This is a genomic window from Arthrobacter sp. MW3 TE3886 (assembly GCF_041262145.1).
Lineage (GTDB): Bacteria > Actinomycetota > Actinomycetes > Actinomycetales > Micrococcaceae > Arthrobacter.
The window spans coordinates 1,209,268-1,229,193 of record NZ_JBGCAN010000001.1 but is presented as its reverse complement, the minus strand read 5'-3'; the positions used below and the strand labels follow the sequence as shown (position 1 = coordinate 1,229,193).

The 19,926-nt window shown below is 66.8% G+C and carries 21 protein-coding genes; 8 read left to right on the top strand and 13 right to left on the bottom strand.

All coding sequences use genetic code 11. From position 1 onward, the window contains the following. Window positions 1-20: 20 nt before the first annotated feature. Genes ABH915_RS05620 through ABH915_RS05605 form a run of 4 tightly spaced genes read left to right on the top strand, consistent with a single transcriptional unit; the run spans window position 21 to window position 3,141 of the window. Entirely contained in the window at window positions 21-1,166 is a 1,146-nt protein-coding gene (locus tag ABH915_RS05620; RefSeq protein ID WP_370118708.1) for an acetamidase/formamidase family protein, read from the top strand. Further along, window positions 1,163-1,807 (top strand): amidase family protein, encoded by a 645-nt coding sequence (locus tag ABH915_RS05615; protein WP_370118705.1) that lies wholly within the window; start codon window positions 1,163-1,165, stop codon window positions 1,805-1,807. The genes ABH915_RS05620 and ABH915_RS05615 overlap by 4 nt, the downstream gene beginning before the upstream one ends. Then, window positions 1,701-2,420, top strand: coding sequence for a hypothetical protein (locus tag ABH915_RS05610; protein ID WP_370118703.1), 720 nt, complete (start codon window positions 1,701-1,703; stop codon window positions 2,418-2,420). Before ABH915_RS05615 ends, ABH915_RS05610 begins: the two co-directional genes overlap by 107 nt. Next, on the top strand, window positions 2,413-3,141 hold the full coding sequence (locus ABH915_RS05605; RefSeq protein WP_370118701.1) for a YoaK family protein: 729 nt from the start codon (window positions 2,413-2,415) through the stop codon (window positions 3,139-3,141). Before ABH915_RS05610 ends, ABH915_RS05605 begins: the two co-directional genes overlap by 8 nt. 37 nt (window positions 3,142-3,178) lie before the next feature. Here ABH915_RS05605 and ABH915_RS05600 read toward each other — a convergent pair whose 3' ends face one another. Further along, window positions 3,179-3,589: an ester cyclase gene (locus ABH915_RS05600; protein ID WP_370118698.1), complete on the bottom strand. Its 411-nt coding sequence runs from the start codon at window positions 3,587-3,589 to the stop codon at window positions 3,179-3,181. A gap of 263 nt (window positions 3,590-3,852) precedes the next feature. Here ABH915_RS05600 and ABH915_RS05595 point away from each other — a divergent pair, with 263 nt between their 5' ends. Next, window positions 3,853-4,929: an RNA polymerase sigma factor RpoD/SigA gene (locus tag ABH915_RS05595; RefSeq protein ID WP_370118695.1), complete on the top strand. Its 1,077-nt coding sequence runs from the start codon at window positions 3,853-3,855 to the stop codon at window positions 4,927-4,929. Between the two features lie 197 nt (window positions 4,930-5,126). Here the strand turns inward: ABH915_RS05595 and ABH915_RS05590 are convergent, their stop codons facing one another. From ABH915_RS05590 to ABH915_RS05560, 7 genes are all read right to left on the bottom strand, one after another. Next, the gene (locus tag ABH915_RS05590) at window positions 5,127-5,663 is read right to left on the bottom strand and encodes an NINE protein (RefSeq protein WP_370118692.1); all 537 of its coding nucleotides are present in this window, start codon (window positions 5,661-5,663) and stop codon (window positions 5,127-5,129) included. 223 nt (window positions 5,664-5,886) lie between these two features. After that, window positions 5,887-7,248 (bottom strand): MFS transporter, encoded by a 1,362-nt coding sequence (locus tag ABH915_RS05585; RefSeq protein ID WP_370118689.1) that lies wholly within the window; start codon window positions 7,246-7,248, stop codon window positions 5,887-5,889. Window positions 7,249-7,360: 112 nt separating this feature from the next. Beyond that, complete coding sequence (locus ABH915_RS05580; RefSeq protein ID WP_370118686.1) at window positions 7,361-7,963, bottom strand: trans-aconitate 2-methyltransferase; 603 nt, start codon at window positions 7,961-7,963, stop codon at window positions 7,361-7,363. Between the two features lie 84 nt (window positions 7,964-8,047). Beyond that, a complete protein-coding gene (locus ABH915_RS05575; RefSeq protein ID WP_018773900.1) occupies window positions 8,048-8,815 on the bottom strand; it encodes an amino acid ABC transporter ATP-binding protein in 768 nt (255 codons plus the stop codon). Beyond that, window positions 8,812-9,831, bottom strand: coding sequence for an amino acid ABC transporter permease (locus ABH915_RS05570; protein WP_370118683.1), 1,020 nt, complete (start codon window positions 9,829-9,831; stop codon window positions 8,812-8,814). The genes ABH915_RS05575 and ABH915_RS05570 overlap by 4 nt, the downstream gene beginning before the upstream one ends. 6 nt (window positions 9,832-9,837) lie before the next feature. Further along, a complete protein-coding gene (locus tag ABH915_RS05565) occupies window positions 9,838-10,740 on the bottom strand; it encodes an ABC transporter substrate-binding protein (RefSeq protein ID WP_028277463.1) in 903 nt (300 codons plus the stop codon). 78 nt (window positions 10,741-10,818) lie between these two features. Beyond that, on the bottom strand, window positions 10,819-12,093 hold the full coding sequence (locus ABH915_RS05560) for an alpha-hydroxy acid oxidase (protein ID WP_370118680.1): 1,275 nt from the start codon (window positions 12,091-12,093) through the stop codon (window positions 10,819-10,821). Window positions 12,094-12,227: 134 nt separating this feature from the next. On the opposite strand from ABH915_RS05560, the gene ABH915_RS05555 reads away from it, so the two are divergent. Next, on the top strand, window positions 12,228-13,856 hold the full coding sequence (locus tag ABH915_RS05555) for a PucR family transcriptional regulator (protein ID WP_370118678.1): 1,629 nt from the start codon (window positions 12,228-12,230) through the stop codon (window positions 13,854-13,856). A gap of 37 nt (window positions 13,857-13,893) precedes the next feature. Here ABH915_RS05555 and ABH915_RS05550 read toward each other — a convergent pair whose 3' ends face one another. The 3 genes from ABH915_RS05550 to ABH915_RS05540 form a co-directional block, all read right to left on the bottom strand. After that, on the bottom strand, window positions 13,894-15,303 hold the full coding sequence (locus ABH915_RS05550) for a diacylglycerol kinase family protein (protein WP_370118675.1): 1,410 nt from the start codon (window positions 15,301-15,303) through the stop codon (window positions 13,894-13,896). Window positions 15,304-15,372: 69 nt separating this feature from the next. Beyond that, window positions 15,373-15,708, bottom strand: coding sequence for a cupin domain-containing protein (locus tag ABH915_RS05545; protein ID WP_026538519.1), 336 nt, complete (start codon window positions 15,706-15,708; stop codon window positions 15,373-15,375). A gap of 87 nt (window positions 15,709-15,795) precedes the next feature. After that, a complete protein-coding gene (locus ABH915_RS05540) occupies window positions 15,796-16,113 on the bottom strand; it encodes an acylphosphatase (RefSeq protein ID WP_370118672.1) in 318 nt (105 codons plus the stop codon). 245 nt (window positions 16,114-16,358) lie between these two features. Between ABH915_RS05540 and ABH915_RS05535 the strand changes: the two genes are divergently transcribed. Continuing rightward, on the top strand, window positions 16,359-16,634 hold the full coding sequence (locus ABH915_RS05535; protein WP_370118669.1) for a YegP family protein: 276 nt from the start codon (window positions 16,359-16,361) through the stop codon (window positions 16,632-16,634). Between the two features lie 5 nt (window positions 16,635-16,639). Here ABH915_RS05535 and ABH915_RS05530 read toward each other — a convergent pair whose 3' ends face one another. Both ABH915_RS05530 and ABH915_RS05525 read right to left on the bottom strand, forming a co-directional pair. Beyond that, window positions 16,640-17,563 (bottom strand): hypothetical protein, encoded by a 924-nt coding sequence (locus tag ABH915_RS05530; RefSeq protein WP_370118666.1) that lies wholly within the window; start codon window positions 17,561-17,563, stop codon window positions 16,640-16,642. 15 nt (window positions 17,564-17,578) lie between these two features. Then, entirely contained in the window at window positions 17,579-18,175 is a 597-nt protein-coding gene (locus tag ABH915_RS05525; protein ID WP_370118663.1) for a hypothetical protein, read from the bottom strand. Between the two features lie 400 nt (window positions 18,176-18,575). Here ABH915_RS05525 and ABH915_RS05520 point away from each other — a divergent pair, with 400 nt between their 5' ends. Then, window positions 18,576-19,829 carry a mechanosensitive ion channel family protein gene (locus ABH915_RS05520; RefSeq protein WP_370118660.1) on the top strand — a complete coding sequence of 418 codons (1,254 nt, stop codon included), beginning with the start codon at window positions 18,576-18,578 and terminating at the stop codon, window positions 19,827-19,829. Window positions 19,830-19,926: the final 97 nt, after the last annotated feature.

Here is a 19,926-nt window from a genome sequence, read left to right as displayed (position 1 = left end):
AACCCGACCGGAGACCAACCGTGACCACATCCTTCATCCCGCCCGTCCCCACAGCCACGCCGTCCACTTCCCCACAGTCCACCGGCGCCGCGGTCCTGCAGCCGTGGGACGGCATCCGGGACGGGACGCACTACCTTCCCTCCGCCAAGGAGAACGTCCTCTGGGGAGCCCTCCCCTGCGCCGGCGACCGCCCGGTCCTCAGCATCGACCCCGGCGCCGACGTCACCATCGACACCATCAGCCACGAAGGAATCCTCGAAGACCAGGGCCGGGACCCCCTCGCCTTCTTCGGATCGCACGGTGTCAGCGGGCACCAGGTCCTGGCGGACGCCGTCGAACTCGCCGCCTCGGACATTCAGCGGCTTCCCGGCGGCCTGGGCCCGCACGTCGTAACCGGACCCATCGCCGTCAAGGGCGCCCGCCCCGGAGATCTCCTGAAGATTACGGTGCTGGAAACCACGCCGCGGGTGCCGTACGGCGTGATCTCCAGCCGCCACGGCAGGGGGTCGCTCAACGGCGAATTCCCGCTCGGCCCCGATACCTACAGCGCCTTCGCCACCGTCCGGGACACCGACGACGGAACGCCGTCCGGCTGGCTGCCCCTGCGCCCCGGCGCCGAACCGACCGTACATTTTCCGCTCAAGCCCTTCCTGGGCATCATGGGGGTCGCGGTGGACGGCGCGCGCCGGCCGCACTCCGTCCCGCCCGGCGCCCACGGCGGCAACATCGACATCAACCTCCTCACCACCGGCAGCTCCCTTTACCTGCCGGTCCAGGTGGCCGACGCCCTGGCCTATGTGGGCGATCCCCACTTCGCCCAAGGCGACGGGGAGGTCTCCCTGACCGCTATGGAGGCCTCGCTCCGGGTCAAGCTCCGGTTCGACGTCGTCCCGCAGGACGAGGCCGTCCGGAACTTCGGCGTCCTGGCCGGGCCGATGGCGCAAACCCCGGAGTTCCTGGTTCCCACCGGCATGGACGAGGACCTCGATACGGCGGTGCAGAACTGCGTCCGCGCCGCCGTCGCCCTGCTCCAGGCCCGCTACGGCATGGACGCCAGCCTCGCCTACGCCTACCTCAGCGCCGCCACGGACTTCAACATCTCCCAGGTGGTCGACGTCGTCAAAGGGGTGCACGCGCGCATCCGGGTTGAGGACTTCCGCCCGTGACGGCCCAGTGCCCGACGCCGCCGCAGCCGGCCGACGCGACCGTGTGGCGTGAAGTGGGCGCTCCCCTCCTGCCTGCAAACGGAACCGGGCCGCTGACGGGCATGTCCGTCGCGGTCAAGGACCTGTTCACGCTGGAAGGACATCCCATCGGCGCCGGCAACGAGGAATGGCTCGCCCAGAGATCGCCGGAAACCACGACGGCGCCCGCGGCCGCTGCGCTAATGACGGCCGGCGCCGTAGTCGCCGGCATCGCCCGCACCGATGAGTTCGCGTACAGCCTGGCCGGCACGAACGCGCACTATGGCACCCCGCCGAACCCAAAGGCACCGGATCGGATTAGCGGCGGCTCCTCGTCCGGGTCCGCGAGCGCCGTGGCTTTGGGCCAGGCCACCATCGGCCTGGGAACGGATACCGGCGGGTCCATCCGGGTGCCGTCCGCGTATCAAGGGCTCTTCGGCATCCGCACCACCCACGGCGCGGTGTCCAGAGAGGGTCTGCTTCCTGCTGGCGCCGTCCTTCGATACCGTCGGCTGGATGACCCGCGACGCCGCCACGCTGGCCGCCGTCGGAAGCGTTCTGCTGCCACAGCACGAGCCCGCCGCAGCGCTGGACGGAGCACCGTTTGCGGGGGCGCTGTTTGAGCCGGGCCTGCTTGCCTTGGCGGAGCCTGACGTCGTCCACGCCGTGGAGGATTCCATCGACGCGTGGGCCGGAGCAGCGGCCCTCCCTGCCTTGGACTGGGCCGGCCTACGGACGGACGAGCTCCCCGCCTGGCTCGCGGCGTTCCAGACCGTGCAGGGGTACGAGGCCTGGCAGCAGCACGGTCCGTGGATCAGCGGGCACTGGAGCGCGCTCGGCGCCGACGTGGCCGTCCGGTTCAGGACGGCCTCCCAGATCGAGCGGCACCAGGCCGAGGCTGCGCGGGACACGCTCCGGGCGGCCCGGCAACATATCCGGTCCGTGGTGGGCGGCGCGCTGTTAGTACTGCCGTCGGCGTCGTCCGTGGCGCCGCTGCTGGCCGAGGCGTCGCTCGGCGGCGAGGCCATCGAGCGGGTGCGCCGGTCCACCATGCAACTGACGTGCATCGCGGGGATCGCCGGGCTTCCTGCGGTGAATGTGCCGCTATCCACCGATGCCGGCCTGCCCTGCGGCGTGAGTATCGTTGGTCCTGCCCACCGCGACACCGAGCTCATCACCGTGGCGATCCGCCTCAGCGAGTCGCTCCTCCCTCACCGAAAGACGTCGAATGCTTAACCGCCTCAAGTCCGCCGAGCCTGCCCGGCTCCACTTGGTTCTCATGCTCGTGTTGACGTTCTCCACCGGCGTCATCGACGCCGTCGGCTACCTGGGCCTCGACCGGGTCTTCACCGGCAACATGACCGGCAACGTCGTGATTCTTGGCATGGCGCTGATCGGCGCCGACAATTTGCCCGTCGTCGGCCCGTCGATAGCCTTGGCCGGATTCGTGGTCGGCGCCGTTATCGCCGGGCGGGTCCTCAAGCCCGAGGCCGCTGGCTGGAGTAAGCGGACCACGGCCCTGCTCACCGCCGTCGGCGTCACGATGGCGGCCGTCGCCGTCGTACTGTTTGCCCATGCCCCGCACGCCGGCGACCCAGTCACCCTGATCATTACCGGAGCCCTGGCCATCGCGATGGGCTTGCAGGCGGCCACGGCACGTCACCTCAGCGTCAAGGACGTGACCACCGTGGTGGTGACATCCACGCTCACGGGCCTGGCCGCGGATTCACGCCTCGGTGGCGGAACCGGGGTGCACTGGGGCAGGAGGCTGGGGGCCGTCGTCCTCATCCTGGCCGGCGCAACGGCGGGCGCAGCCCTGCTCCACGTGCATGCCGGTCTTGGTGTCCTGCTGACAGCCGCGCTCACCCTAGTGGTAGCAGCAGCGGGCGGGTTCGCCCCGGCCTGGACCCAGGTTGGGGATCCGGCCGCAATCGAACCAGCTGCTTCAAACCACTGACCGCCTAGCGCCGGTCCCAAAAACATGGTGCCAACTGTTATTCCGGAAGGGCTCCGATCTGCTGCATGAGGCTCATGGTGTCCGTGCTACCCCAATGCTCGGCGATCTTACCGTCCTGGACACGGACGATGTCGGTCCCGCCGAATTCGACCGTTTTGCCGGTCGCCGCAAAACCCAGCAGGTCGCCCGTGTGGGTACCGGTCATCACAACATGGGCAGCCTCGAGGTTTCCATCGGAAAGGGTCGGTTCGGCTTCCTTGACCGCGATGTCGGGGAATGCGGTTCGGATGGTGCTCGCGAAGAACCGTGCGCCCTCTTTGCCGGGCGGCTGTCCGGGAAGCGCCAGTTCATGGTCGATGAAGTCGTCCGTGACCATTTCATCGACGAGGGCGAGGTTGCCGCCGGCGAGAACTTCCGAGTAAAAGCGATTGATCAACGTGATGGACATGGTGGGCTCCTTCAGGTGCAAGAGACCGTTGTGGCTGTCCGCCGGCACTGTCCATAGGCCCCGGCAGATGCGCCCGGGCTGAGCGCTGAAATTGATGGGAAACGGAGCGAATCGCCTCGTTAAGGCAGAAGATATTCCGGCACTTCGAGGGTGTCAAGATGCGCTGATTACCCCCGTTTGCGGCGCCCGCCCCGGCCCCGAATATTGTCACACCGGCCACGTAGTCTGCCTTCACGAGCATGAACCGTCCGGCAGGGGATGACATGGCTGACCCAAACCACGAGGCAATCGGCAGGGCACCTTCCCTGCCCGCGGCAGGTGCTTGGGTCCCCGAAGCGTCCGATCCGAACGCCGGCCGGCCGGAACAACTGCCCGCCCGCGGTGTCACGGACGACGCCGTCGCGGACTACCTGCGCCGGCTGGGCCAATACGATTTGCTCACCGCCGAGCAGGAAGTGGAACTGGCGCAAGAAATCGAGGCAGGGCTTTTCGCGGAGCGGCTTTTGGCGGAAGGCACATCGCGGGCCGGCCAGGACATAAGGGAGCTTCGGACCATCGTCGCGTTGGGCCAGCGTGCCGCCGACGCACTGCTCCACGCCAACCTCCGGCTCGTAGTGTCGATCGCCAAGCACTACACCCACCGGGGCCTCGACTTTCAGGACCTCATCCAGGAAGGAAACCTGGGACTGCTCAAAGCAGTCCGCAGGTTCGACTTCACTATGGGTTTCAGATTCTCCACCCACGCCACCTTGTTCATCCGCGGCGGCATCCTCAGGGCGCTGGCTGAACAGGCACGCCTCATCCGGCTGCCGGGGAACGTCGTCAACCAGCTGCAGAAGATGCGGTCAGCGCAACGGACGGCCGCCTTGACAGGGACCGTCTGCAGCAAAGAAGATCTCAGCCAACTGACCGGAATTCCGATCGGGAAGGTTGAGTGTCTGCTCTCCGTGGACCAGCCGGTCTGTTCCTTGGACTCGTGGGTGCCCGACGGCCGGGGCGGGACCGAAGCCCTCGCCGAACAGCTGTTGGATTCCTCCGACGTCGACGCAACCGATGCGCTCTTCCATCAACAGATGAAGGCGCAGGTATATGCCGTGCTCGGCACGCTCGAGGTCCGGGAAGCCCAGATCATCGCGATGCGCTTCGGCATGACGGGCGGGGCAGGGAAATCCCTGGACGCCGTCGCGAATGCGCTCGGCATGACCCGGGAACGCGTCCGCCAGATCGAGGTCACCGCGATGGAGAAGCTCAAACACCCGTCCCGGTCTGACGCACTGCGGCAGTATCAGTTCGACAGCGGGAGCCACGCTCGAGTTTCCCCGAAACGCTCCTCGTTCTGAACGTCGGGACTCGATGGTTTCCGGAAGTGTTGCAACTTCGGCGAACGAAGAAGGGCGGCCGGATAATCCGGCCGCCCTTCTTGTGAGCATTATCTGGTCTGGAGCACGTTCCAGAGGATCAGGGGTCTGTCGCGGATGATCTGAGTCAAAGTACTGCCCCCTAGTATTCGAAGAATTGGTGGATGACGCAGGCGCGGTCAGTCGCGCAGCGGGATTCCCCTGGCGTCGTTCCGGAAATAGGACGCGCCGGCGAAGATCATGATGCCCTCAACAAAGCCCCACAGCGCAACGAGGCCAAACGTGAAGATGCCGACGAAGATTGTCAGGAGAATTTGGACAATACCGATGGTGGTGTAGCCCAAGTAGAAGCGGTGGATACCCAGTCCGCCCAGGAAGATGCCCAAGAGCCCGGCGACAAGCCTGGACTTTGGCTGCGGGTAGCCGTAAGCCTGATTCGGCATCGGAGGCTGCTGGGAGGTCTGGGGGTACTGCATCTGATACTGCTGCTGGGCAGCGGGCGGGTACCCCTGGTTCTGCTGGCCCGGGTACGGCTGCGCCTGCGGCTGGGGATTCTGATACTGCGCGGGATACTGCTCCTGGTACTGCGGAGGGGCGACCGGCGGGTATTGAACCGGAGAAGCCGGCGCATACGGCTGCGTCGCCTGGACGGCACTATCGGCGGGATACGCCGCTTTGGCTTCGCCGCTGTTCGGCTCGGAGTGCTGCTGGGTCATGCTGGTGCCTTTCGATGAGGTGAAGATGCTGCCCGCGCCCGGGCGGCAGCTCACCGTCAAGAAACGGCATCCCCCCAAGAATCCACGAACCGGATTCATTCTGACGGAACTACTGAGAAATTCCGCTTCTTTGCGCTGTGAGTCATGGCATTGATCGAAAATGCTCCTGAATCGAGACGATCCTCCCGGCTGCCGACGTCGTTGGCGCCAGCAGCGCCGGACCTCAGCCCCGCCGCTCCCGCCACCGCAGCGACACCGCAAACACCACCGCACCCAGCCCCAGCATGACAAACACCATCAGCCCCCAGTTCGCTTGTGTGACCCCACTGCCGTAGAAGATGCCGATCAGCACGGTGGCCGTGATGGCGCCAAGGTAGCGGCAGGTCTGGAAGATCCCCGCGGCCACCCCGCGCTCCTCCGGCCGGGTGGACACGTACATGCCCTGGCTCGAGGCAATGGCGACCACGCAATACGGCACACCCAGCAGGGCGGTCAGCGCGAGCACCAGCGGGACGGCCAGGGACACCGTCAGGAGCCACATGGCCGCCGACGCGACGAGGAGCAGCACGACGCCGGCGATCAGCACCCGCCGCACGCCAAACCGGTCGATCGCGCGGACCGCGAACGGCGTCCCGACCACGGAGATCGCGGCGAGCGGCAGCATCAGCAGGCCCACGACGCCGGGATTGTAGCCGCCGGCGGTTTGCAGCAGCTGCGGCAGGCCGAAGAACGCGAAGTAGTAGACGCCGTTGAACAGCGCGAAGCCCAGGTAGACCAGCAGCAGCGGCCGGTTGCGGCCCAGCAGCCGCAGGTCCAGGAACGGCGGGCTGAAGCGCAGCTCCCGCCACGCGAACAGCGCCGCGAGGACCAGCCCGCCGCCCAGCAGCCACCACCGGTAGTCGGGCAGCACATTCAGCATCGCCATCATCACCAGCACCAAGGCACCGATGAAGGCCCCGATCCCGGGCAGGTCCGAGTCGCGCAGCAGCTCCGACACGCGGCCGCGTTCCCGGGCACCGTCGGCCGGGGCAAAGCGCCGGCCCACGAGGATCGCCAGCAGCGAGAGCGGGACGTTGATGAGGAACAGCGCCTGCCATCCCACCAGGCTCACCAGCAGGCCGCCCACCACGGGCCCGACGGCGGCCGCCGAGGTGTTCGCCATCTGGATCCGGCCCAGCGGCCGGGTGGACTTCACGTTCGCCTCCCGTGCCAGCGCGGCGACCATGACGACGGCGCTCGGGTACGCCGTCGCGGTGCCGAGGGCCATGAACGCCCGCGCCACGCAGAGCAACGCGAAGTTCGGCGCAAAGGGCGCGAGCGCACAGGTCACTGCCACCAGCCCCATGCCCAGCAGGAACAGCCGCCGCGGGCCGAAGCGGTCCGCGAGCCGGCCCATCAGCGGCTGGCCGGCCGCGGAGGTGAGGTAGAACGCCGTGATCACCCAGGTGACCGTGGCGACGTCGAGCCCGAAGTCCTCGCGCAGCACCACCAGGGCGACGGCGATCATCGAGGAGTTCAACGGGTTCAGCGACGTGCCGAGGCTGAGTCCGGCGACGGCCAGGCCTGCACGGGGAGAGTTGCTCACGGCAACAGTCTGTCCTACGACGCCAGCCGAAATCGAACCAGACGTCACGTGCCGCCGTCGTCGACCGGTTGGTGCGTGACGCCCCGGGCCAGGATCCGGCCGGGCTCCGGCGTCAGGGTTTCCGGGCGATGACGTCGAAGATGTGCCAGTGCTTGGGACCGCGGAAGGATTGGCCGTCGGCGTCGTAGACCTCGAACGTGAGGATATCCAGTCCCTCGAACAAGGCCCTGGCCTCGGCTTCGGTGTGGAAGTTCCATTCTGGAATGGCGGCCCAGGAGTCCCGCTCGCCGAACAGATTCACGGCAATGACGCCGGAAGGGCCCAGGGCCCCCAGCAGCATCCGCCAGACGCGGACGAACTTTTCCGGGTGAACGAAGGGCAGCGAATAGCTGGCCAGGATGAGCCCCGCCTCCGGGAGCGGCGGAAGGTCCTCGAACGGGCGCACCTCGACGTCCAGGTGCTCGGCGAGCGCCGCGGGCACTGTTGCGAGCAGCTGGTCCCGGGTGTCCGGCTGTGAATCCACGGCGAGGACCCGCCAGCCGCCGTCGAGCAGTGCCAGTGTTTCCTTGCCCGCGCCGCAGCCCAGATCGATGGCGCGGCGGCCGTTTCCCGGGCCGGCGAAGGCCATGGCGTCGAGGCACAGCGTGCGCACCCCTCGGGTTGCCTGGGCGGCGTTGTAGTCCGCCCAGATCTTGCTGTCCTCGAGTCCCTCCACGGATTCAGTGTTGCACCGGCGCGGCGGTGAAGCCACCGCCGCCGGAGAGGCCACGGCCCACCGCCGCGCGGTCAGCCCGCGATGTCACAGCACCTTGGAAAGGAACGCCTTGGTCCGGTCGTGCTGCGGATCGTTCAGGATCTGGCGGGGAGCCCCGGCCTCGACCACCACGCCGTCGTCCATGAAGACCAGGGTGTCGGCCACCTCGCGGGCAAACCCCATCTCGTGGGTCACCACAATCATGGTCATGCCGCTCTTGGCCAGTCCCTTCATGACATCGAGGACCTCGCCCACCAGCTCCGGGTCCAGGGCACTGGTCGGTTCGTCGAAGAGCATCAGCTTGGGGTCCATGGCCAAGGCACGGGCGATGGCCACGCGCTGCTGCTGGCCGCCCGAAAGGTGCGCCGGGTAGGCGTCGCCCTTGTCCCCCAGCCCCACGCGCTCCAGCAGTTCCATGGCCCTTGCCGTGGCAGCTGCCTTGGAAATCTTCTTCACCCGCATGGGCGCAAGAATGATGTTCTCCACCGCGGTCAGGTGCGGGAACAGGTTGAAGCGCTGGAAAACCATTCCGATTTCCTGGCGCTGGAAAGCGGCTTCCTTGAGCTTGAGTTCGTAGAGCTTCTCGCCTTTTTGTCGGTAGCCGACCAGCTGTCCGTCGACCGAAAGCCTTCCGCCGTCAACCACTTCCAGGTGGTTGATGCAGCGCAGGAACGTGGACTTACCCGAACCACTGGGCCCCACGATGCAGAGGACCTCCCCGGGGTCTACCTCCAGGCTGATCCCACGCAGGACCCTGTTGGATCCGAAATTCTTGGAAACCTTCTCCGCAAGAACCATTGGCACGCCCGTCATCCCTTACCTCCAAAATCTGTGCCGAGCGGTGTACCCGGCGCCCCAGGTCCGGCCGTCGGCGCCGGTTCGGGCGCGGTGGGCGCCTTGTCTGTCTTGGCCCGCCCGGTTCCGCGGGAGAACCGCTTTTCTATGAAGTGCTGCCCGACCATCAGGACGGAAGTGAAGAGCAGGTACCAGAGCGAAGCCACAATCAGCAGCGGGACCGGGGTGAACGTCACGGCCGAAATGCCGCGGGACACCCCGTACAGGTCAATGCTCAACGGGATCGCGGCCACCAGCGAGGTGGTTTTGAGCATTGAAATCACTTCGTTGCCGGTTGGCGGAATGATGATCTTCATGGCCTGCGGAACCACGACATACCGCATGGTCTGGCCCCAGGACATGGCCAGGGCCGTGGAAGCCTCCGCCTGGCCCTCGTCCACGGACAACAGGCCGGCACGCACGATTTCCGACATGTAGGCGGCTTCGTTCAAGGCCAGCCCGATCACGGCGGTGATGAACAGGTTTGTGAAGATCTCATTCGGGACGGTGACCCACGGCGTCGTGAACGGAATCCCCAGCGTGAACACCGGGTAGATCAGGGCCACGATGCCCCAGAACACCAACTGCACATAGACAGGGGTTCCGCGGAAGATCCAGATGTACAGCCAGGCAACGCTCTTGAGCACCGGATTTGGTGAGAGCCGCATGATGGCCAGCAGCAGGCCGATGACGATCGCGCCAATCATCGAGTAGATGGTCAGCCACAACGTTACCCACGCGGCCTGGCTGATCCGGCGGTCAAAAATGTACTTGCCCACATCCGGCCAGCCATAGTCCGGGCGCTGGGCGGCGTCCAAGACAAAGATGGCCAACCCGAGCAAAAGAACCACAGCAATCACGATCCGCCACGGGTGCCGCAGCGGGATCGCCACGATCGCCTCCGCCGGCGAGTTGTCCGTGCCCTGTCCGCTCCGGTCCCGAAGCTTCCTGTCAGGTTCCGACTCAATCATCCTGTCGGATTCCGGCTCGCTCATTTGCTATCACCCTTTGGCTGCCACGTTGAGAGTTGCTGTCTTGACGCCACCTGATTCGACGCCCCACTTGGACAGGATCTTGTTGTACGTGCCGTCGTCGATCAGAGCCTGCAACGCCTTCTGCAGGACCGGGGTAAATTCGCTCCCCTTGGCCACGGGCATCCCGTACGGCGCCACCTCAAAGGCGTCGCCGGCGGTCTGCAGCTTGTCCTTGGTCTTGGAGATCGCATAAAGAGTCACGGGCGAATCGGCGCTCATCGCATCGACCTGTCCCACCACGAGGGCGTTGGTTGCCTGGTCCTGCGCGTCGTACTTGAAAATGGTGATGGCCGGCTTGCCTGCATCCGTGCACGCCTTCGACTTGGCCGGCACCTCATGCGTGTCCTCATACGTGGTGGCCTGGACGGCGACCTTGAGCCCGCACGCGTTGTTCGGGTCCACATTCTTGCCCTTGGGGGAAGCCCACTGGATGCCGGCCGAGTAGTAATTCACGAAATCCACCTGCTTTTCGCGTTCCAGCGTGTCGGAGAACGACGACATTCCCATGTCATCCTTCCCTGCCTTCACGGCCGGCAGAATGTTATCGAAGGTGCCGATGTCGAAGTTGACTTTCAACCCCATAACCTTGCCCAGGGCATTGGTGAGGTCCACAGACCAGCCTGCCGGTTCGCCGTTATCGTCCTTGAACTCGTTGGGCGGGTAGTTATTGGCCATGCCGACGTTGAGCACGCCGGAGCTCTTCATTTTTTCCGGGAGCGAGGCGGCAATGGAGTCATTCTTTTGCACATCGATCGCGTCAGCGGTACCGGATGCCGAGCCGGTGGCGGCGGGTTCGCTGTTGTTGACACAGCCCGAGAGCGAGAGCGCCGTGGCTATGGTCAGAACGGGAAGAAGGTATCGGGTGCGCATGGTTTCCTTAGCTGTTCAGGGATTCTCTAGGCTCCCGCAACGCTGCGGGAGGGCACTGCGTGACTGCTTATTCAGAACTCATGAATTCGTGTTTTCCGACGCTCTCGTCTCAAGAAGGTCTCCGGAATGACGAATGTCCCGAAGAATTTCCCCGCCCCGGGTTTTCAACTCGGAAATGCTGGAGACGCCCACTAACGTCATCGTACGCCGCAGTTCGTCCCCGAAGATGTCAATGATGCGTCCGACGCCCGGTGAGCCGGCCGCCACCAGTCCGTACAGGTACGCCCGGCCGATCGAACAGGCATCGGCTCCCAGTGCCAGCGCCTTAAGAACGTCGCTCCCCCGGCGGATGCCGGAGTCCACGTAGATCTCGATCGAATCGCCCACCCGCTGGCGCGATTCCTGCAGGACGTCCATGGGGCTCAGCATGTGATCGAGTTGGCGGCCGCCATGATTGCTCAATTGGACGGCGTCCAGGCCAATACGGGAAGCCTTCGCGACGTCGGCCGGGTTGACGCAGCCCTTGAGCACGATTTTGCCGTGCCAGGCCTGCCGCAGGGCCTCGAGTTCCTTCCAGCCGCTGCTGGCATCCGAGTGGCCCAGGATGTGCTGCCACATGGTCGGGGTCACCACGGAGGAAGCGGCGGGGCTCTGCGGATCCAGGTTCGGGAAGCTGATGCCGTCCGACTTCAAGAAGTTGATCCACCAGGAAGGGCGCCGGGCGATGTCCGCGATGGTTGACAGCGTGAGCGCGGGAGGGGCGGTGAATCCGTTGTGGAGGTCCCGTTCCCGGGAGCCCAGTGCCCGCGTGTCGACGCCGACAATCAGGGTGTTGAATCCGGCTGCCTGGCAGCGGGCCAGTTTGTTCTTCATCGCCTGGGCGTCGGAGGTGAGCCCGAAGTTGAACCAGCGGTCAAGGGACGGGTGGCGCTCTGCGATGGTTTCCATGGGCACGGTACTCAGCCCGGCCAGCCCATAGGGGATGCGGGCCCGGTCCGCGGCGGCCGCGACGGCCAGCTCGCCCTCGGGATGGAACAGCCGGGTCGCCCCGGTGGGGGTCAAGGTCAGCGGCAAGGCGCTTTCTTTTCCGAGCAGGGTCGTGGTCGTATCGGGTCCGGACACCGGGCCCCAACTGGGCATGAGGGCCCAGGCATCGAAGACGGCACGGTTTCGGCGGAGCGTCACTTCGTCTTCGGATCCGCCGTCGAGATAGTCGAAAATCCCGGCCGGCAGGACCTTGCGTGCCGCTTTCCGGAATTCCTCCACGTTGTAGGCCCCCGCCAGCACACGCCGTTGGCGGGACAGGACGGGGGCCTTCACCTGGACGAGTTGCCTGGCTTCGCTGATTTTCAATGACGGCCTTCCGTTGAACTGTCCTGCGTTATGGTTCAGCGTAGGAAATGAAGCTCCGCATCACCATGGAGTTATCGACAAATTGAGGGGCCAGACATTAGTAGCGAATACCAAACAGCATCGTCGGCATCCCGGTGACGACACCGGAGGTGGAGACGCACGCGCTGCCCACGCTGGCCGACGTCGCCCGCTCGGCGGGCTCGGAAATCCTCAGCCTCGTGGAAATGCCGTCCGATGACCGGCAGATCGTCGCCGGCTCTGTTCTCTATGACTCGACGGCGCGGCCGGCCAGGTTCCCGGGTGCCGTGGCCCTGGCCATTGGTTTGTCCCTTTCCGGGAAGCGTCTGGGCGCGAAAGTGCGGGAGCTCAGCGACGCCGGGTACGTGGCGATCGTGTACAAATCCAACGGCACCTCAGACGAAGTCCTGCGCGCAGCCGCCCGGGACAACGGGATGGCGCTTTTCCGGGCCTCCGACTCGGTGCCCTGGAACCAGCTCGCGGAGATCATGGACGCCGCAGTGGTTCCGCACCGGCAGTCGGGGCGGACCCTGGTGGACATCCGGCCCGGGGACCTGTTCGACCTCGCCAACACCGTGGCGGCCCAGGCCGGCGGTGCCATCGCGATCGCCGATCCCGAGCAGACGATCCTGGCGTATTCGACCCTCCCGGACCAGCCTATTGATGAGACGCGCAGGAGTTCCATCCTGAGCCTGCAGGTGCCGCATTCGGTGGAAACGGACAACGATTACCGCCGGGTCCATGCCGCCACCGATGCGCTGGATGTGGCCACGCAGGATCCCTCGCTCCGGCGCACGGCCATCGCGATCCGGGCCGGCGACTCCGTTCTGGGCTCGCTCTGGCTCCTTGAACTGGCGGACCACCACAACGAGGACGCCAACCGGATCCTGCGCGAAGCCGCCAACGTGGCCGCGCTCCATATCCTGCACAAACGCACCACCTACGTCTCGAACCTGACCCGCCAGATCGATCTGGTCCAGCCGCTGCTGTTCGATCCGAAACGCGCCGAACTGGCGGCCATCAGGCTCGGGATCTCGGCGCCGTCGATCCGGGTTGCGGCCCTGGGCGTCTGGCCGTCCGAGGCCATCGCGGCCGAAACGCTGCAGTCCCGCCTCCGGCTCTTCGACACCATCCGGACCGCCTGCGCCATCCGGCTGCCCTCGGCCGTCTGCGGGTTCTCGGACAACATCGTGTACATCGTCCTGCCGCAAACCACCGAAACTTCACGCCAATTCCAGCGCGCCGCGATTCTGAAAATTGTGCAGAATGCGCGCCGGCTGCTCGCACGCCCGGTCCTGGCCGCGCTCGGCGCCGCGGCGACGATCGACCGGCTCGAGGACTCCAGGGTCAACGCGGAACTGGTCCTGTCCGAACTTGTGCGCAACGTCGCGGAAGGGCGCATCGCCGCCGATTCCGATGACATCGTGGCCGACGACGACTCCCTCGGCTCGCGTCTGCTGCTGCGCCAGTTCGTCTCGGCGCTGACGGCCGCCGGCCAGCTGCCCGGATCGCACGCGCTCAGTATCGCGGCGTACGACGAACAGCATAAGAAATCCTTCGAGGAGACCATCTACGCCTACCTCAGCTGCGGCGGAAACGCGATCGACGCCGCCAAGTCGCTGGACGTGCACGTCAACACGGTCCGATACCGCCTGTCCCGGGTAGAGCCGCTCTTCGGCATAGACCTCGACGACGCCGAAACGCGCCTGCTCGTGTGGCTGCAGTTGTGGGCACGGCACAACTAGTCGCCGTCGTTCACGCTTCAGGCCAGATCTGCCGAGGCTACGATCCCCCGCCGGCGGGCGGAGGAACGGCAGGCGGAGGAACGGCGGACGACGGCGTGGAGGGTTCAGGCGGCACCGGCGGCGCGGACACATGCCGGCCCCACGCCAGCTCGCGGAGCCGGACCAGGTCCAACGCCGGCTGGGCCGGCGGGACGCCCGGCCGCTTCCGCGGCACCAGGACCCGCAGCGCGCGCGGTTCGATGGTGCACCGCACCGGGGTGGTCATGATCAGGGCCTCGCCGTCCACGCCGACAGGGATCTCGGGCACGTCGGCGCCGACAACCACTTCCGCCGCGGTGCGCTGGATCAGGCCGTGTTTCGTCGCCCGGCGCAGCAGGCCCACAGCTTCCCGCGTGCTGGCGGCAGAGATCGTCACCGCACCGAGCACGCCGCGGTCCAGCCTGGTCCGGCGGCCCAAGCCCACGACGTCGTTGCTTCCGTAGGGCCCGTTGCTCACCAGCACCGCCTGCGGGCCGTCCACCGTGATGCCGTCCATCTGGGCGCGCAGGCGCGCGCCCTTGTCGCCCCTGATCAAGTCCGGGAGCATCTCCAGCACGGTCCCGGTCTTGTCGTCGCGATACTCCGGGCTCTGCACCACCTCGGCGTAGACGCCGAAGGATGCGTTGTTCACAAAGGTACGGCCGTTGATCTTGCCGAGGTCAACATGGAGCTCCGTCCCGTCGCGGAGGGCATCCAAGCAGCCCGTGGGGTCCTCCCGGTCCAGTCCGAGATCCAGGGCGAAGTGGTTGCGGGTACCGGCACTGATCACCAGGAACGGAAGGTTGTGCTCGGCCGCGATGCCGGCCACCAGTGCCTGGGTACCGTCGCCACCGGCGACGCCGAGCAGGTCGGCCCCGCGTTCCACGGCCTGCCGGGCGAGCGCGTCGACGTCCACCTGGCCCGGCCCCTCAAGAAGTGCCACCTCGGCGCCGAGTTCCTCTGCTTTCCGCCGGAGATCGAACTTCACCACTTTGCCCCCGCCGGAACGCGGGTTCATCACCAGGAAGGCATGCCGCCAGGTGGGTGCGGGGTGCTCGGCCATGGCCTTGCCCTCGCCCCTTTCGCGGAGGGCGGCGCGGGCACACACCAACGCAACAAACCCCAGCGCCAGGGTGAGGATGACCTCCCACAACAGGCCGGCCTGAATGAACAGGACCAGGACCACCAGCGGGGCGAGCACCGCCAGCCCCAGCGCACACCAGCGCATCACACCGCGGCTGATGAGGAACCAGTAGATCCCGGCCACGGTCACCACGAGGCCGCCGGCACCGGTCAGGAGCAGCGCAATGGTGCCCGCCAAACCCGCAGCCACCAGCGGGACGAGCGCCGCGCAGACGACCGCGGCATAGGCCGCCCTCGCCCACCAGCGCCGGGTTTGCGGGACCTCGTCGAAAGGGATGACAGTCATGTCCTGCTCCTTGCGGTAATCCGGCCCCTACAGTCGCTTCAACCGGTCTCCCCGCCTGCGGCTGGGCCGTCAGGTCTTGATTTTCGCCACGGTCATGAGGATCGCCGAGTCTTCCTCGGCCTCAAGGCTGTGCAGCCCCTCGGGCACGATCAGCAAGTCGCCGGTCTTGCCCTGCCAGGATTCGTTGCCGGCCCGCAGGCGCACACAGCCGCGGAGCACAAACACGGTAGCCTCGCCGGGGTTCTGGTGCTCGCTCAGCTGCGTCCCGGCCCTGAACGCCATCACGGTCTGGCGCAGAACCTTCTCGTGACCGCCAAACGCAGTGTCCGCTGCCCGTCCGCTGGGTGCCGCCACCGCGGCGGCCAACTGCTGCCGGGCAAGGGCATCGAGCGATATCTTCTGCATGGGGCCACCCTACTCAGAAACCGGGCCGCTGCCGAGGGCCATTCGCCCCGGACCGGCCACGATACAGGCCGCCGGAAAGCTTCAGCCCTAGTACGCCACGTCGAATCCGCCGAACTCCCCCGTCGCGGCCGAGACCGATTCTTCGACGCTTTCCACCCGGCCGGGCGCCTCCGGCGAGCGCAGCCAGCGCCGCAGCTCCAGCACCACGGACTGCGGCCCCTCGGCCACGATGCCCACGGAGCCGTCGGTGTTGTTCCGGACTGTGCCGCTGAGCCCCAGTTCCTCGGCCTTCCGGACGGTCCAGTAGCGGAAGCCGACCGCCTGGACCACACCGGACACCCGCGCGTTCAGCCGCACGGGCTCGCCGGAATCCGCCGGAAACTGCACAGGATGTTTGCCAGCCATGCTCCCAATGTAGCGCCCATCCGGGCACCCGGTTTCGTCACGCCCGCTTTCGTCTTACAGGCTGTGGGACTGCCGGCCCAGTCTCATCCGCCAGACACCAAGGGACCTTTGCCTCTTTCCCGGGGCGGCCGTCCGCGAAAGGCTGGCTTCCGGCACTGGAGCGATTTGTCGAAGACCCGGCAACAGCACAAAGAAGTGCTCTTACCCTCCATCGGCGGTCACCACTGCCAGACAAGGACAAGACAATGGCTGGACAGTTCGAAATCTTCACCGACGCGGAATCCAATGTACGGTTCCGGCTTCTCGCCGCCGACGGGACCGTGTTGGCCATTTCCACAGCATTCGACGACAAACGCCAGGCGGCAAACGGCATCATGGCCGTGCGCGAGTGCGCCGGCACCGGGCTGATCCGTGAGGCCAGCAGCAACCCGTGGACTGGGCAGCGCGGCGGTAGGAACGCCTCGCCGACATCTGCGGTCCGTGAACACCGTCATCTCCACCGGCACCTGCCCGCTGTCTAGCCCAGTTACTTCGCCGGTTCCGTCACGGCGCCAGTCCCCGTGCCCGTGCCCGCGCCGTTGCCGGTCGGACGCAGCGACGTGATCATCTTCCGGACATCCTGGTACTCCGCCGTGCTGGCGTAGAGCTTCGCCTTCTCCAGGTACGGCAGCCCGGGGTCCCCCGGCGTCGTGTTTTTCGCGGGGTCGTACGCCTGGCCGAACAGCGCGCCGCTGGGCGGCCAGAGGAAGAGCTGGAACATCGGACACGACGTGGGTCCGGTCTCCTCCGGCATCATGGTGATGCCATACGACGCGTAAGTGGGCGGCGAAGCCTCCTTCGCAGCGAAGTCACCCCGGGCCTCGAACACGTAGCGCGGCGGGCTCTGGTCCGCCGCACCGGGTTCGGCGAGCGCCTGCATCGGCTGGGAGTCGATGAGCAGGTAGGGCTGTTGATCGCCGCATTCGGCGCCCGTGACGATGTTCGTGCGCAGCGCAGCCATCTGCTTCCCGGCGGCGTTCACAACATCCACGAACTCACCGCCCAGCGGCGCCTCCCCCGCAGGGTCCCGGATCGCCCACGCGGCCGGATAGTCGAAACTCAGCGTCCCGTCCGACGTCGTGAATGTCTTCCAGCCGGACGACGACGGCGGGGCCGCCGTCGTTGTCGGGGTTGCCGCCGCGGTGCTCCCCGAAGCCGTTCCCGATGCTGTGTCCGTGGCTGACCCCGACGGCGTGGTCCCCTGTGTTCCCTGCGAAGAGTCTCCCGACTGGGTGTTCCCCGACTGGGTGCCTCCGGCAGGCGGGCCTGCGGACGTTGCCTCGCCCGCGGCGCCGGAGGTCGCAGGGGGCGCCGTGGGTGACCCGCAGCCGGCCAGCAGCAGGACCGCGAGCACCAGCGCTGAAACAACCGGAGCCGGAACCGCAACCAGTGTGAGCCGTCGCCTCGCCATGAGCCCGGGCCGGCCCTACTGCCCCGCCGGGCGCAGGGAGGTGAGCATCTTCCTGATGTCCTGGTATTCGGAGGTCTCCAGGTAGGCCTCCGGGGTGTCGACAAAGGGCTCGTTGCCCGGGGTGGTGTCGAAGGGGTTGTAGACGCCGCCGAACGACGCTCCGCTGGGCGGCCAGGTGAAGAACTGGAAGATCGGGCAGGCATCGGGCCCGGACGGCTTGGGCGCGGAGCTGATGCCGTAGGCCATGACGTTGGCTTTCGTGGGGTCCTTCTCGGCCGGATACAGCCGCAATTCAAAGATGAAGTGCGGTGTGACGCCCTGCTGGGCCAACGCCGGAACTTCCACGAAATCGAGCACCGAGTAGGGGATCCGTTGCGTGCATTCCGCGCCCGGGGCCACATTGGTCTTCAAGGTCGCCAGCGACTTGCCGCCCGCATTGAGGACCTCCAGGAACACGCCGCCGGGTGCGGCCTCGGCGCCGCGGTCCTTGACGGTCCATTCGGCGGGGTAATCGAACTCGAGCTTCCCGTCCGGGGTCTTGAAGATCTGCCAGTCCGCCGCCGTCGGCTCCTGCGTGCCCGGCGCCGACGGCGGCTCGGTCGGCGCGGGCATCGACGGCGCTGCTGCTGGACGGCGCGGACGTCAGCGGCGGCACGGTGGGCATCGACGGCGACGTCGGTCCCGGGCCCGCGGGCGCACCGCAGGCGCCGAGCAGCACCGCAACCAAGAAGCCGGCCGATGCTGCCGTGCCAAACGCCGCGAGTCGACGCATGTCACCCTCCCCCTGGGATTCAAGTGGTTCGACCATTGTGGAGCGTTCGTCAGCAAAATCAAGAGGCAAAAGTCCCGGAGTGGCGGGCGGACTGTGCTGGGCCGCGGCCGGACCGCGCGGACCGCACCGGAGACCTGCCGGAACCTGCCGGGCTCGTCGGCTCCGGCACCGGCGTGAGGAGACCCACGTTGACATCCGGGCGATTTCAGTTGCCCGTGGAAGCTTGCTAGAGCTTAAGTAATGCAAGAGTTCCTTACCCAAGCAATGCCGTTCCTGGCCATGGCCCTCGCCGTGGTTGCCGGCCTCGTCCTGTCCTGGCTGGTGCGCAAGATTGTGCTCCGGCTCAACCGCAGCAAGCCCGAACTGCGCGAGACGTCCCGCGTGGCCCGGTTGCCGTTGCGCTTGTCACTGTGCCTGATCGCCGTCCGGATCGCGCTGGCCACCAGCGGCGGGGAGCTCGAATGGCGCCACGGCCTGGACCATTTGCTGCTGATTGCGCTCATCGGTTCGCTGGCCTGGCTGGCCGTCGCCATGCTGCTCATCATCGAGGCAATGGTGCTCACCCGGTACCGGGTGGATGTGGCGGACAACCGCCGCGCCCGGCGGCTGCGCACCCAGGTGATCCTGGCCCGGCGGATCGGCGTCGCACTGATCGTGGTGGTGGCCCTGGGCAGCATGATGCTGACGTTCCCCGCGATCCAGGCGCTCGGCGCCGGGCTTCTTGCGTCCGCGGGCGTGATCTCCATTGTCGCCGGCCTCGCCGCGCAGACCTCGCTGGTCAACGTCTTCGCCGGCATCCAGCTCGCGTTCACGGACGCGATCCGGGTGGACGACGTGGTGGTGGTCCAGAAGGAATGGGGCCGGATCGAGGAGATCACCCTGACCTACGTGGTGGTCCACATCTGGGATGACCGCCGGCTGATCCTGCCCTCGACGTACTTCACCACCACCCCGTTCGAGAACTGGACCCGGCGGCAGTCCGAGGTCATGGGCACCGTGGAGTTCGACCTCGACTGGCGCGCTCCCGTCGAAGCGATGCGCGGCGAGTTGAAGAAGGTCCTGGCCGAGACGCCGTTGTGGGACAAGCGCGTGGGGATCCTGCAGATCACGGACGCCACCGCCGGCTTTGTCCGCGTGCGCATCCTGGTCAGCGCGGCCGACAGCGCCTCCCTGTTCGACCTCCGCTGCCTGATCCGCGAGGAACTGGTGCTGTTCCTGCAGCAGGACCACCCGACGGCGCTCCCCCACGTCCGCCTCGAATCGCTGCCGTCGGCACTGGCGGGTTCCACCTCCGGGAACGCATCCGACGCCGCCACGGGGTCCAAGCGCCCCGGCAAGGCTGCTGCTACGGCCGAGCACCCCCGGCACCCGGACCCGCACGACTCCCAGCTGTTCACCGGGTCCATCGAGGCGATCCAGCGCTCCAAGGCCTTCTCCGGTCCCGGCGAGGACGTCTTCGAGGACCGGGACAACGCCATCGCCTCGCAGAACTAGCGAAGGTCGGCGGCTGCGACCGGACAGGTCTTCCCAGCCCCCGCCAACTGGTCAATAATCAGACGTTGGCGGGTCAGCAACGCGCTGCCCCATTGTC